This is a genomic window from Agrobacterium sp. LEGMi-208b, assembly GCF_059511785.1.
The window spans coordinates 2,194,286-2,207,128 of record NZ_CM183445.1 but is presented as its reverse complement, the minus strand read 5'-3'; the positions used below and the strand labels follow the sequence as shown (position 1 = coordinate 2,207,128).

Below are 12,843 nucleotides of genomic sequence, written 5' to 3'. Positions count from 1 at the left end.
TTTCGCGGTGCGACGTGCACAATAACAAAGACTTGAGCCGCGCATGTTTAGCGAAAATAGCCGCAGACGCGCGCAACAATCGGCTCTTTTACATATTTGCAACGAAAAATCATTTCAAAATATCAGCTGGAGCGAACGACAGGGGAAGCCTGTCCCCGCAGCGGTGCTGGGGCAATGCCCGCTCCACCGCCGGCTCTCGCCGGTTCCCCCTCCGCCTCGTCTTCCACGAGGCTGGCATTGGCCTGCAGATGCAGACCCATCACGGCGACGATTAGGAAGAACCAGACGAAGCCCGTACTGAGGAAAAACAGCGTTTCCAGAAAGCCGTAGAGCAGCACGTAAAGCCATACGCCGACATAAAGCCGCGTCAGCGGACTGTTGCGCGTGGCGTCATTCATTTTGCCGATGTACTGCAGTGGCAGGAGATAGATCCACACCATCACCAGCACCAGACCCGGCACGCCGCCCGCCAGCAGAAGGTCGAAATAACCATTATGCGAATCCGGTGCGGTCGTCGCCCAGGTATTGTTTTCGGTGAAACTCGACATCAGGGCATCGCTGCGCCAGAAGGCCTGATAGCCGTATCCCAGAAGCGGGCTCTGGCGGATGTAATCGATGGCGACGGTCCAGATATCCCGTCTGCCGGTAAAGCTGGCATCGAGCCCCAGCTTCGTCAGCATCTGCGAAAAGACGGGATCGACCGTGGTGCCGACGGTCACGAGCGCGAAAACCGCCAGAAACAGGGTCACGACCGCATAGCGCCAGCGGGGCCAGCGCAGGATGAACCAGCCTGTGGCAATGATGATCGGCATCAGGCCGAGCGCGGTCTTGCCGCCCGACTTGACGAGAAAGACCAGCGACAGCACCAGCACCGACAGCCCACCGATGAAGGACCAGCGCTTGCAGAGATAAATGCCGACGATGATCAGCACCGCCATGACCGAGGCGGCTTCGTTTTTATGGCGGAAAACCCCGCGCCAGTCTCCCGCCAGAAGCGGCTCCAGCGCATCGCTGGCCTGATGGATCGAGCGCGAGGGCAAGACGATGATCCCGAAATAACACAGGAACAGGATGAACATGGCGCATATGGCAAGCAAGGTCGTGAAATGCCGTTCCGTGCGCGGCAATTGCAGGAAACCGCCGGCAAGCACGCAGATAATCGCGCACATGACCAACCGCCTCAGCGAAAACAGCGGCGCTTCGCCCGCCAGCGACGTCAGCACAAACCAGCCGAAAATCGCCGCCATCAGCAGGCGCGGCATGAAGAGGATGGAAAACGACCGTTCCTTCGCCATGAAGGCGAGGAAACTGAAAAACAGGATGATCGCGGTCAACTGGTTGAGCAGGTTGGACCCGGCCGCCATGGCGGAGCCCTGATAGGTCGATGAGAGCGAGATATAGGGTGAAAAGCCGACCGTGAAAAACAGGAACGTCACGTAAAACAACGCGTCCCGCCAGTAGCCCCGGCCCTGTTCGCCATGCGCTGCATCCATAAGGGGTTTTTCTCTCCCTCTTTCCTGAAGCCGCCCGCATTGAAACTCGTGCTTCGCATATTCGATAATACGAATATCCCGCGCAAATCCTATTTTTTAGTTATTCGCGATGCACGGGGAAATAGCACCACGATTGTGCGCTTTTCCTCAGGAGGTCGGAAGCTGGAGACGAAGGACAAAGCAGCCGCTTTTAGAGGCTAAGCTTCAAAACCCCAAAAAAGCGTCCATAAAAAATGCTCCCAATTTCATCCATCGGTTGCTTACTTAAGTATATTTTGTTAACCTCAAATAATGCAGAAAAATTCAATTAAATAACTGATATAAAACAGATTTATCTTTTTTTGGACATTTCATTCCCGACCGAAATGCGGGTTTTATATCTATATTAAGACATTCAAATATACGCTGCCTATGGTTGATTTCGTCAATACGCAAAAAGGTGGGGGCCGACGGTGGACGTTCCGATACACACCCATATGGACGATGGCGACAGCGGTCAGTTGACACAACGCCCGGTTCAAATCGGTGTGTCCGGCATCCGCCCCATGCGCAGGGAAGACGTCCCGGCGGTCGAAGCCGTGCTCAACAGCGCTTTCAAGAAGACCGGGCAGGAACGGAACTTCGATTTCCGCGCCTATATCGAAAAACTGTTTTTCGGCAGCCCCGCTTTCAGTCCGGAAAACGGCAGCGTTGTCTACGATGCCGGGGAAAACGGGGTCACCAGCGTCATTCTCGCCGTGCCCATGCGCTTCGTCGCGAATGGAAAAACCATTACCGCAAGGCTGCTCTGCGCCTTCGCATCGGACGGAAAACGTGGCGCGCTCGGGGCCGCGCGGCTGTCCCGGGGCATGCGGGCCTCGAAACACGACATGTTGTTCTCGGACACGGCATCACCCGTCAGCGCCGATCACTGGGTGGCGACCGGCGGCAACATGTTGCCGATTGAAAGCCTGCAATGGCACAAGGCGCTCAAGCCCTTCTGCACCATCGCTTTGCGCATGCCGCGCCGTTCGAAACTGGCCAAAACCACGCTTGCCCTGACCACGCTCGGATTTGTGGATGGGCTCCTGCGGCGATGGAAAAAGGGTCTGAGACCGCAGGAGGTCGCCGGCGCCGTGGTGAGACCGGTGGACTACGAAACCTTCCGCCGCAGGGCGCTCGCGATGATCGAGCGTTTTTCCATCCGTCCGGAATGGTCCCATGAGGAGTTCCACTGGCTGACAGAGATGAGCCGGGCCAATGAAAGCCTCGGCGACCTGAAAGGCCTGACGATCGAGAATGCCGAAGGCCATGTCATGGGTGCCGCGCTGTTTTTCGGCCAGCGGGGAAAAACGGCCTATGTGCTCAATCTCGTCTGCGATGCCGGTTGTGAAAACGATGTCCTCAACACCCTGTTCCGCCATTTCGATGACGAGAACTATGCCCATGTCACCGGCATGGCGCAGCCCTTTCTCATCAACGCGCTTTACCGCCAGAACCACATGAGCTTCCGCCACGACGGTTATTTCTGCATGGCGACACGGGATGACGCCCTGCGGGTAAAAGCGCTGGCCGGCGACATCTATATTGGCGGGCTGTGCTCGGAAAGCTGGAGCAAGCTCATCACCGACTATTGAGTCCCCCGCCCGGCCTCACGACGGAAGACGGACGAAAACCCTCAAGCCTTGCTGAACCGCCCGACATTGGCCGAGATGAGATGGCGCAACGCTTTCGCATAGCGTTTGGAGCGCGTCTTGGCCGCCAATGCGCTGGTCCAGTCCACCATCGATCCGTTGATATCGAAATCACCGAGCTGGCCTTCGGGAATATCGCCCTTTTCGATGCGCTCGACGATGGAGGCGAGCGCCGCATAAAATTCCGGCGAGCGATAGGGCGGATGCAGAGAATACATGCCCTTGCCCGTGCCGAGAAAATCGAGGCGATAGACACCGGTGCGCATCATGTTCGTGCTCAGCACCTCCTCGGCGGGCATCGACACCGGTTGCTGGTTATAGGCGTAGGAGCGGATGCGCCGTTTGACATCGGGCCTCAGCAATTCCAGCGAGCCGATGCGTTTTGCAAAACGGTCCATGTCGATCATGAAAAGCCGGGTGGACACGGTGGCGAAACGCCAGGTGGGAATACGCGACGGCAGCTTGCGCGGCGCAGGAATATTCTTCACGCCGGGCATGCCGACATGGCGGGAAATATCGAGATCGCCACGCACCGTCGGCGGTCCCGAAAAGGGCGTGATGCACAGCGCATCCGGATTGGCCTTCTGCAACGCAACCGCCTCGCCGAACCAGCTCTGGCTGCCGCCGCCAAACATCATGTCGCTGTCCATGTGCAGCACATAACGGGCATTGGCGCGTTTCAGCCCGTAGAAATAGACATGGAAAGGCCCGCCATCGAAAGCCTTGGCCGGATAGGATATCGGCGAGCGGGGAAAGAAGGTCTGCGTCACCGCGCCGCGCGCCGCATCGCTGTAATCGACGATATCCACATGCAGATGCGGATAATTGGTCTGCATTTCCTCCAGCATGTCGAAGAGACGCTGGCGCGCCGCGTCAAAACCATTGCCCTTGTATCGGCCGGCACCGACTTGGCCCGTATCGACAGTCAGGAGAATACGGTCCACCTGCCCGCCCCAGACCCTGAGCTGATGCGGCAGGGTAAGGGCCGCATGCGGGGCATCGAAGGGGTGCAGGTTGATTTGCAACGCCTTCTGCACGGGAGGAAGCGGCATTTCAGCATTCATAGTCATGCACCACGGTTCCGGAATTCATTGATGACGGCCATCATGGGTTTTTCGTTGAAACTCCAGTCGAGCGGCAGCGGCCGGTTGGCCGTGCCGTCGCGGCGCGGATAGGCCCAGCGGATCCAGCTATATTGATCCGAAATGCCCCATGTGGTGATGGAGGAAAGCGAACCGCCCGCCGAAGCCGCTTCCAGAAACTCGCGGACCTGGCCATTGATCAGCATATCGCGTTCGGCCTCCGGTGCGGGCAGCGTCTGGTCCATCACATCGAGTTCCGTCACCAGAACCGCAAGACCGTAACCGCGCATTTCCGTCGTGAAGGCGGCAAGTTCGTCCTTGGCGATGGGCCAGCCGCCGCGCAGATGCCCCTGCAGCCCGACGGCGTTGATCGGCGCACCCTTTTCGAGCAGTTCGAGGATGAGATTGCGGAAGGCCGCACGCTTGGCCGGCGATTTCTCGGCGGCAAATTCCACATCATATTCGTTGAGCACGAGCTGCGCCTTCGGATCGACCGCATGGGCAATGTCGAAAGCCTTCTTGATGGCGTCAGGCCCGGCGCCATAATACCAGGCATCGCGCCGCGCACGCACATTGGCAGGCACGTCGGGGATCGGTTCGTTGACCACGTCCCAGCTGTGGATCACGTCCTTATAACGTTCCATCACCGTGACGATATGGGTCTCCATCAGCTTCTCGACCTTCGCGCCGCCAACACTGGCAAGCCACGGCGCGTTGGAGGCATACCAGACCAGCGGATGGCCATGCATGGAAAGCTTGTGCTGGCGCGCGAAGTTGGCGAGTGCGTCCGCAGCGGCGAAATCGAACACATCTGCCGAAGGCCGCATCACCTCCCATTTCATTTCGGTGACGGGGGTGATGCGCGAGCAATATTTCACCACCGCATCGCCGATGCGGCTATCGGCGGTAAGATCAGGCAGGTAGACGGCGGCGCCATAAGGGGCGGTTTTGATCGCCGCTTTTTTCTGCGCGGCAAAGGCCGGGCCGGCCACGGCATGCAACAGGCCAGCGCTTGCCGCACCGCCCAGAAAATTCCGCCGCCCGATCCGCATCAACCCGCCTCCGCAACCCCGGCGCGCCGGCATCCGAAAGGACGCACCGCGCGCTCATTCTCAAAACATAACATTCCAATCATGCCAAAAGGATATTAAAGATTTGCAAGGTTAACCGACGCTATACCACGTCATAATTGGTGAGGCCCGCTTAATGCGGTAGTAACTTCACTGTGAGAATGCTTGGCCCGCCCCTCATGGAGTTGAAAAGCTTGGTCTCCGTTTCGATTGTCATTCCCGTTCGCAATGGCGAGCGTTACATCGTGGAAGCGATCGAAAGCGTGTTGCTGCAGGGTGAGACCATCCGCGAAGTGCTTGTCGTCGATGACGGCTCCACCGACGCCACCGCGCAAAGGGTGGAAGGGTTTTCCGATCCGCGCGTCAAATTGCTGGCCCGGCCGCAGGGAAGGCAGGGCGTTTCGGCCGTTCGCAATTTCGGCCTGTCGCAGGCCCGCGGCGAATGGACGATGTTTCTCGATGCCGATGACCGCCTGAAACCGGGCGCCATCGCGGCTTTGTGCGCCGGCATCTCCGGCCCTGATGTCGTCGCCGTCTACGGCGATTATGAGCGCATCGACGAAAACGGCACAAAGATCGGCCGGCGCAACCTCATCCGCCGCCGGGAAAAGCCTGACGGTTTCATTCTCCAGCCACTGCTGGGCGGCAACTTCATCGTCAATGGCGGCATCATGCTGGTCAGAACCCGCATCTTTCAGGATTTCGGCGGTTTCGACGAGACCTTGCGTTATGCGGAAGACTGGTATGGCTGGTGCCGACTGGCCGCCGCCGGCCGTTTTGTCTATCTGCCCGGCTGCCATGTGCTCGACTACCGCGTGCACAGAACGAGCGTGATGATGAACAGGCTCTTGACCTTTCGCGACTGCGAACCGGCCATCGAAGCCGTGTTTTCCGATCCCGCCATCGTCGCCGCCATTTCCCCGCAGGAACTGCGGCGGCTTCGCCACCGGTCCGAAAACCACATGAATGCCTATACCGTCGCGCAGGCCTTCCGCGCCCGCCGTTACCGCGAAGCATTCTCGGCGCTTGCCGATACCATCCTCAACCGCCCGCGCCAGAGCCTCAGGGCCGTGGTCTTTTCCGCCGCCGCACTGGCCGGAATTTAGGAGTTTCCATGCCCGAGATCCTGCCGGAAGCGGTGGTGTGCATTCCCAGTTTCCGCCGGCCGGAAGGCCTGAAAAAGACGCTTGCATCGCTCGCAGCCCAGAAGGTCGATTTTTCCTTCGCCGTCGTCGTGGTCGATAATGATGGCGCAGGCCAGCAGGGCCTTGCCGTCGCGCGCGCCTTTTTTGCCGAAAGCGGCATGGCGGGTCAGGCACTGGTGGAACCGACCCAGGGCAATTGTTACGCCATCAACACGGCCTTCCGCACCGCACGGCAGAATTATCCCTCGGCTGAGTGGTTCCTGATGATCGATGACGACGAGGCCGCCTCCCCGGCCTGGCTTGCGGAAATGGTCTCGGCGGCAAAATCCTTCGGCGTCGATATCGTCGGCGGACCGGTCAACCGCGAATTCGACGCACCGGCTTCCAAGGCGGTTTTATCCCATCCGCTGTTCGGCTCCATCGAAGCACCGACCGGCCCGGTCGAGCAAATCCACGGATCGGGCAATTGCCTGATCGCGCGGCGGGTGTTCGAAACGCTACCGAAGCCGGAATTCGACGTGCAGTTCAACTTCCTCGGCGGCGGCGACATGGATTTCTTCACCCGCTGCCGCAAGGCCGGCTTTAAGTTTGCCTGGAATGCGCGCGCCGTCATCATCGAATATGTGCCGGAAAGCCGCATGGCGCCGCGCTGGATCATGGAGCGCTCGCTCCGCACCGGCATCATCAATTACAGCATCGACCGCGCCCGCCGCCCCGGCCTGAAAGGCGGGCTGCTTCTCGCCGCCAAAAATGCCGTCAGCCTGTGCCTGTCTCTGGTGCGCGCCGTTTCCGCCGGGCTGAAAACCGGCACATTCCTGCCCGCAACACATCCGCCGCTGATGTCCATCGGCCGTGTGATGGCAAGCCTCGGAATAACGCTCACGCCCTATAAGGCTCCGGCGAAGAAGAGTTGACCCACAATCGTTCCCGCCACGGGGTTAGCTGAGGGTCTTTTCCCGGCCAAACGACAGCGGGTTCATGCGCCGTTTCTGCAAACCGAGCGATGAAAAGGCCGTCGCAAGAACGAGGAGCGGCACCAGCACCGGCCAGAAGAAACAAAGGACAATGCCGGTCACCCGGTAAAAATCCCAGCTCTTGTCGCGGCGTGCACCTTCGATATAGGTCATGGCGAGAGAGGCGGCGGTGCCAATTCCATATATGAAAAGAGAAATGGACGTAATCACCATGGGTGTCCCCAAAATATCTCTGATTCGAATAAATTTCTAATATTGGGACAGTGTAGCGCGCTCCTTCGCAGTTGCAACGAATTTCCGCAGCAAAGCCCGTTTCCTCAATAAGTTAGGGAAAACTGATGTAAGTGATGCAATGCGATATGCCTGCTGCGGAAGAGGCTCGCCGCAGCTTTAACCGCCCTGACCCGGCGCCCCGAAGCGATGTTTCAGCAGCGAATATATGGCGATCGGATTGGTCAGCAGGTACCGTTTTCCAAGACGCTTCGGCTCGAGCATCGCCCGGTAGAGCCATTCCAGCCCCATATCCTGCATCCATTGCGGCGCCCGGCTGTTCTTGCCGGCGAGGAAATCGAAAAGGCCGCCGCAGGTCTTGATCACGGCAACACCGGAAAGCCTGTCCAGATTGCGCGAGACGAAACGCTGCTCCAGCGGTATGCCGAAGCCGACCCAGAGAATATCCGTTTTCGACGCGGCGATATCGGCGAGGATCGCTTCCTCCTCGGCCCGGCTGAAATAACCGTTGCGCCGCCCCGAAAATACGAGACGCGGATAGAGCGTCTGCATTTCTTCCACAGCCGCGCGGTTCACCTCTTCCGAACCGCCGAGGAAATAAAACCGGCTGCCCGTTTCTTCGGCGCGCCTGGCGACCGCGTGCACGAGGTCGGTCGTTGCGACCCGTTCCCTCAGCGCCTGCCGGCAGAACTTGCGGGAGAAAATCACCAGCGACATGCCATCGGCGTGAATCTGGTCCGCCTGCCGCAGCATGGCGTCGAATTCCCGGTCGTGATGGCAGAGCGCAATGACCTGGCCGTTCGCCGAGGTCGAATAAAACGGTCTTGCACCGGCCACGCGCTCGCTCGTCGCGCGCAGAATGAAATCCTGCGCCGTTTCATCGATGGTCGCGTCAGTGATGGGCAACGCCGCAAGGGGAATGACCGGCCAGACCTGGCCTGGCGCTCCCACATCCGGCATCTCTCTCCCTGTCATGATCTGTCCGGTGTCCAAGATAGGCATCGTTTCATTGTTATGTTCACGCTTATGCATAGGGTATAAGGCTTCAGACACTACGAAGAACTATCATTAATATTTTTATAAATCCCGGTATGTCGCGGGCATTTTACACGCCTGAAGGTTGTGCGCCACTCCTGTCGCCTATTCCGGTTTTCCCGCCGGTGGGGTAAGGGACCACGACATCAAACCACGGAAAGGTCTTCGCCATGGAAACAATCTCGATCGACAATCGCGGCGATTTCGGCCTCTGGGCGATAGAACGGGCAAAGGAAATCGTCGCCAACGAAGCCTCCGATCTGGCCATTTCGGTGCGCGACGGCGACGAGGCCGGCATTCGCGATGCGGGCAATGCGCTGGGCGCCGCCATCGCCGCCGCCCTGCTCGAGGTTTATGACGGCCTTATCTCGGAAGAATAAGCCGGCAGGCAGACGCTCCCGGATCAGGCATAACGCGCCGCTGCTTGCGCGTGATCGTCCCGCCGCAGATACCCCCAGAGGCCGAGCGCCACGGCAATCGCCAGACCGAGGAACAGGCCGCCCATGCCGCCGGCAATCAGGAAGGTCAGCTTGCCCGGCGGCCAGCTTCGGGAATTGGGCGCTACCGGCTGCGAAATCACCCGCACATTGGTGGAATCGATCGATTGCTGTTCGGCAAGCTGGCGCGAGCGGGTGAGGTAAGTCTCATAGATCGCCGCCGCCGAGCGGGCGTCGCGATCGAGATCGCGCAGCCGCACCTGCGCCTCATTATCGGTAAAGACATTGGCCCGCTCCGCCACGGCCTTCAATCTGAGCGCATCGAGCGAGGAACGCGCTTCGGCGACATTGATCTTGGCCGCCTGCAGGATGCGCCGCGCCTCATCCGCCATGCCGCGTTCCAGCATCGCCCGCTCCGCGCCGGCGGTTGCGAGACGCGGATGACGGGCGCCATAGGTCAGCGTCATCGCGCCGATCTGCTGCTGCAGCGTGCTGTATTGGGCGCGAATGGTGTTCATCGTCTGGCTGTCGAAGATGGCGTCGCTTTGTGTGCGGTTCTGGGCAATCGCCGCCTCCATCTGCTTCAGGCGGGATTCCTCCTGAATGAGGCGCTGCTGGGTGGCAAGCACCTGCGCATTCAATTCGCCGGAGGCGAGATTGCTGACGAGCTGGCCATTATTTTCCTGCAGCCCGTTCTCGCGGCGGAAATCGGCCACGCGCTTTTCGGCGGCGGTGACATTCTCGCGCATTTCCTCGAGCCGCTTCTTGAGATCGTCGACGACACGCTGGCTGCTGTCGGAGTTTGTCTGGAACAGCTCGCTTTCGAAGGCCTTCACAATGGCCTTTGACACCGTCACGGATTTTTCCGCGTCATTGGTCCAGACAGAAAGCGTGACCACGAAGGAGCGCGGATCGCGTTCCGCCGCCACCCGGTCGCCGAGCGAACGAAGCGCGCCGACGCGGTTGTCATCATCATCAGGTTTCGATGAGAACATCGCCTTCAGCCGGGCAAGCGGCGGCGGGCTGATGAATTCGGGGTCCTGATCGAGCTTCAACTCGTCCACCACCCGCGCCAGCACGTTGCGCGAGGTGATGGTGCGCAGCTTGCTTTCCACCTCGAGGATCTGCGTGTCCCGCTGCTGGTTGGGCGAAAACACCCCGTCATTGACGACATTCAGGTTGGAGGGATTAACGACGATATCCGTATAGGCCTTGTAGCGCGGCGGCGTCATATAGGCGTAGGTGAGTGCGCCGGCGACGCAGAGAATAATCGCCAGCACGATCCAGACGATGCCCCGGCGAAGCCAGAGGATGACGTCATCCACACCGATCCTGTCGATATATTTCAGGCCCGGCAGCGCTGCCGCGAGACTGCCGCTTGGCGAGGTCGCCTTCACCGGCGTCTCGGCCGCAGCCGGCTCGGCGGCGGCCGCCGCCGGTTTGGGCTCAAGATGCTCCTTCAGCACCGTGCGCTCGAAAACCTCGTCCTCATCCACCAGATCGTCCAGCAGGGAACCATGGGTTCTCGCGGCAGGCGCCGTTTTTTCATCGAGCGGACGTGCCTGCTTATGTCCCGCCTTTTGAAGCCTGTACATCAGCCAATCCAACTCGAACGAACCACAAAAAGGCCGGCAACAGAGGATTCCCATCGTCGCCAGAGCCGCTATCGACGGACAAGTTTAAATATGACGGGTGAATTTTAGGTTACCCGCATTCGTTCCCGCCATCATCGCCTATTCGCGGCCACGTTGAAAGGGATGATTGACTTGAATGGATCGATACGGTTCTTTCAACCGTTATATTTTTACATTATCCATTTGCCCCTCAAAGATTTTATCGAAACGGAGTTTGCAATGAGCCTGAAATTCGGAACGAGCGGTCTTCGCGGCCTCTCCGTCGATCTGAAAGGAAAAGCCTCCGCCGTCTATGCCACGGCATTTGCAAGGCACCTTCTCACATCGGGCCAGGCAAAGGCGGGCGATCCCATTCTCGTCGGCCGCGATTTTCGCGATTCGAGCCCGGATGTTTCCGCCACCTGCATCGCCGCGCTGAAAAAAGCCGGCCTGACCCCGTTCGATTGCGGCACGGTGCCGACGCCGGCGCTGGCGCTTTACGGCCTGTCGCTGAAGGCGGGCGCACTGATGATCACCGGCTCGCATATCCCGGCCGACCGCAACGGCATCAAGTTCTACCGCCCGGATGGCGAAATCGACAAGCAGGACGAGACGGCGATCGCAGCCCTTGCGGCCGAAATCGAGGCGGAAGGCATCAGCGACGAGGCGGCGACGGCCGAAGACCATTCCGCCACCGCAGCCGAACTTTTCTACGAGCGCAACATCGCGCTGCTGCCGGAAAAGGCGCTCTCCGGCCTCAAGATCGGCGTTTACCAGCACAGCACCGTGGCGCGCGATCTCTTTGTCGATGTTCTCGCCCATTATGGTGCGGAGGTCGTTCCGCTCGGCCGCTCCGAAACCTTCATCCCCGTCGATACCGAGGCGGTCTCGCCGGAAACGCTGGCCCTTCTCAAGAAATGGTCGCCGGAGCACGGTCTCGACGCCATCGTTTCCGCCGATGGCGACGGCGACCGTCCCCTGCTGACCGATGAAAACGGCGTGCCGCTGCGCGGCGACCTCATCGGCCTCATCACCGCCAATTTCCTTGGCGCCGGCGTGGTCGTCACCCCCGTCACCTCCAATTCCGGCATCGAGGGGAGCGGCTCCTTCGACGTCATCCGCACCAAAGTCGGCTCGCCCTTCGTCATCGCGGGCATGGCTGAGGCGCTCGCCGCCGGCAAGAACGGCGTCATGGGCTTCGAGGCCAATGGCGGCCTGCTGACGGCCTCCGCCTTCACCTTGAACGGCAGGGCGCTTTCGCCGCTGCCGACGCGTGACAGCTTCCTGCCCATCCTCGCCGTACTGCTTCTTTCGGCAGAACAGAAAAAGCCGCTGTCGCAGATCGCCGCCGCCTATAACCTGCCGGTCGCCGCCGCCGACCGCCTGGAAAATTTCGCGCAGGAAAAAAGCGCCGCCCTGATGACGCATCTGCGCGCCTCGCGGAACAATCTCGACGCCTTCCTCGCACCGGTCGGCACCGTGAAGGCGCTGAGCGACATCGACGGCCTGCGCGTGGCGCTGACCGACGGCAGCACCATCCATTTCCGCCCTTCCGGCAATGCTCCCGAAATGCGCTGCTACGTCGAAGCGGCCAATCAGGATGAGGCCGAAACGCTTTTGAACAAGGGGCTCGATCTCATCCGTAATTTCGGGTGAGAGTGGATGCCGCATACGCGATGGTGTAAGCTGCGCGCATGAGAAGAATGGACGCAATCAGGAAACTCAAGCGACACGCCCATGCAGTGAAAAGCATGGGCGTGACGTCGCTTTATCTTTTTGGTTCGACGGCCCGCGATGAGGCCTTTGCCTCAAGCGATTTGGACATCTTCATCGACTATGATCCGAGCCGCCGTTTCTCGTTGCTCGATCTCGTCGGTATCAAGCAGTTTCTGGAAGAAGAATTGGCCGTGGAAGTCGACGTGACGACACGCAACAGCCTGCACCCGTTGCTCCGGAATGACATCGAGCAATCCGCCGTACGGATATTTTGATGACCAGACGCAGGGTCGGGCCGGTTCCGACTTTATCTGGTTGTGAGTCTATAATGTCGCCAATGATTTCGCATTGAGTACCTCAACATCGCCTCTTCC

The 12,843-nt window shown here is 59.7% G+C and carries 12 protein-coding genes; 6 read left to right on the top strand and 6 right to left on the bottom strand.

Going from position 1 to position 12,843, the window contains the following annotated elements:
* Positions 1–122: 122 nt before the first annotated feature.
* A complete protein-coding gene (gene uppW, locus AC5YUO_RS10685) occupies positions 123–1,493 on the bottom strand; it encodes a Wzy-type polysaccharide biosynthesis protein UppW (protein WP_496153283.1) in 1,371 nt (456 codons plus the stop codon).
* Positions 1,494–2,038: 545 nt separating this feature from the next.
* Here uppW and AC5YUO_RS10680 point away from each other — a divergent pair.
* Positions 2,039–3,109, top strand: coding sequence for a GNAT family N-acetyltransferase (locus AC5YUO_RS10680; RefSeq protein ID WP_496154843.1), 1,071 nt, complete (start codon positions 2,039–2,041; stop codon positions 3,107–3,109).
* Between the two features lie 41 nt (positions 3,110–3,150).
* On the opposite strand, the gene uppG is transcribed toward AC5YUO_RS10680, so the two are convergent.
* Both uppG and uppI read right to left on the bottom strand, forming a co-directional pair.
* Complete coding sequence (gene uppG, locus AC5YUO_RS10675) at positions 3,151–4,230, bottom strand: polysaccharide biosynthesis glycosyltransferase UppG (protein ID WP_496154842.1); 1,080 nt, start codon at positions 4,228–4,230, stop codon at positions 3,151–3,153.
* Between the two features lie 2 nt (positions 4,231–4,232).
* A complete protein-coding gene (gene uppI / locus AC5YUO_RS10670; protein WP_496153282.1) occupies positions 4,233–5,300 on the bottom strand; it encodes a polysaccharide biosynthesis UDP-hexose transferase UppI in 1,068 nt (355 codons plus the stop codon).
* 212 nt (positions 5,301–5,512) lie between these two features.
* Between uppI and uppH the strand changes: the two genes are divergently transcribed.
* Both uppH and uppJ read left to right on the top strand, forming a co-directional pair.
* Positions 5,513–6,424: a polysaccharide biosynthesis endo-1,4-beta-xylanase UppH gene (uppH, locus tag AC5YUO_RS10665; protein ID WP_496153281.1), complete on the top strand. Its 912-nt coding sequence runs from the start codon at positions 5,513–5,515 to the stop codon at positions 6,422–6,424.
* Positions 6,425–6,432: 8 nt separating this feature from the next.
* A complete protein-coding gene (uppJ, locus tag AC5YUO_RS10660) occupies positions 6,433–7,377 on the top strand; it encodes a polysaccharide biosynthesis UDP-hexose transferase UppJ (protein WP_496153280.1) in 945 nt (314 codons plus the stop codon).
* Positions 7,378–7,401: 24 nt separating this feature from the next.
* Here the strand turns inward: uppJ and AC5YUO_RS10655 are convergent, their stop codons facing one another.
* Positions 7,402–7,650 carry a hypothetical protein gene (locus AC5YUO_RS10655; protein WP_400819484.1) on the bottom strand — a complete coding sequence of 83 codons (249 nt, stop codon included), beginning with the start codon at positions 7,648–7,650 and terminating at the stop codon, positions 7,402–7,404.
* A 177-nt stretch (positions 7,651–7,827) separates the two neighbouring features.
* On the bottom strand, positions 7,828–8,628 hold the full coding sequence (gene uppL / locus AC5YUO_RS10650) for a polysaccharide biosynthesis UDP-hexose transferase UppL (protein ID WP_496154841.1): 801 nt from the start codon (positions 8,626–8,628) through the stop codon (positions 7,828–7,830).
* 245 nt (positions 8,629–8,873) lie between these two features.
* Here uppL and AC5YUO_RS10645 point away from each other — a divergent pair, with 245 nt between their 5' ends.
* On the top strand, positions 8,874–9,083 hold the full coding sequence (locus AC5YUO_RS10645) for a hypothetical protein (RefSeq protein ID WP_003509414.1): 210 nt from the start codon (positions 8,874–8,876) through the stop codon (positions 9,081–9,083).
* Between the two features lie 23 nt (positions 9,084–9,106).
* Here the strand turns inward: AC5YUO_RS10645 and uppM are convergent, their stop codons facing one another.
* Positions 9,107–10,735: a polysaccharide biosynthesis protein UppM gene (gene uppM / locus AC5YUO_RS10640; protein WP_496153279.1), complete on the bottom strand. Its 1,629-nt coding sequence runs from the start codon at positions 10,733–10,735 to the stop codon at positions 9,107–9,109.
* Between the two features lie 258 nt (positions 10,736–10,993).
* Between uppM and uppO the strand changes: the two genes are divergently transcribed.
* Complete coding sequence (uppO, locus tag AC5YUO_RS10635; protein WP_496153278.1) at positions 10,994–12,409, top strand: polysaccharide biosynthesis phosphomannomutase UppO; 1,416 nt, start codon at positions 10,994–10,996, stop codon at positions 12,407–12,409.
* 38 nt (positions 12,410–12,447) lie between these two features.
* Positions 12,448–12,744: a nucleotidyltransferase family protein gene (locus AC5YUO_RS10630; protein ID WP_496153277.1), complete on the top strand. Its 297-nt coding sequence runs from the start codon at positions 12,448–12,450 to the stop codon at positions 12,742–12,744.
* The last annotated feature ends 99 nt before the right edge of the window (positions 12,745–12,843 follow it).

Bases quoted from the DNA above. Each gene is read 5' to 3' on its own strand.
- AC5YUO_RS10655 (WP_400819484.1), bottom strand. From the start codon at position 7,650: ATGGTGATTACGTCCATTTCTCTTTTCATATATGGAATTGGCACCGCC.
- AC5YUO_RS10645 (WP_003509414.1), top strand. From the start codon at position 8,874: ATGGAAACAATCTCGATCGACAATCGCGGCGATTTCGGCCTCTGGGCG.
- uppL (WP_496154841.1), bottom strand. From the start codon at position 8,628: ATGCCGGATGTGGGAGCGCCAGGCCAGGTCTGGCCGGTCATTCCCCTT.
- uppO (WP_496153278.1), top strand. From the start codon at position 10,994: ATGAGCCTGAAATTCGGAACGAGCGGTCTTCGCGGCCTCTCCGTCGAT.
- AC5YUO_RS10680 (WP_496154843.1), top strand. From the start codon at position 2,039: ATGCGCAGGGAAGACGTCCCGGCGGTCGAAGCCGTGCTCAACAGCGCT.
- uppM (WP_496153279.1), bottom strand. From the start codon at position 10,735: ATGTACAGGCTTCAAAAGGCGGGACATAAGCAGGCACGTCCGCTCGAT.
- AC5YUO_RS10630 (WP_496153277.1), top strand. From the start codon at position 12,448: ATGAGAAGAATGGACGCAATCAGGAAACTCAAGCGACACGCCCATGCA.
- uppJ (WP_496153280.1), top strand. From the start codon at position 6,433: ATGCCCGAGATCCTGCCGGAAGCGGTGGTGTGCATTCCCAGTTTCCGC.
- uppG (WP_496154842.1), bottom strand. From the start codon at position 4,230: ATGAATGCTGAAATGCCGCTTCCTCCCGTGCAGAAGGCGTTGCAAATC.
- uppI (WP_496153282.1), bottom strand. From the start codon at position 5,300: ATGCGGATCGGGCGGCGGAATTTTCTGGGCGGTGCGGCAAGCGCTGGC.
- uppW (WP_496153283.1), bottom strand. From the start codon at position 1,493: ATGGATGCAGCGCATGGCGAACAGGGCCGGGGCTACTGGCGGGACGCG.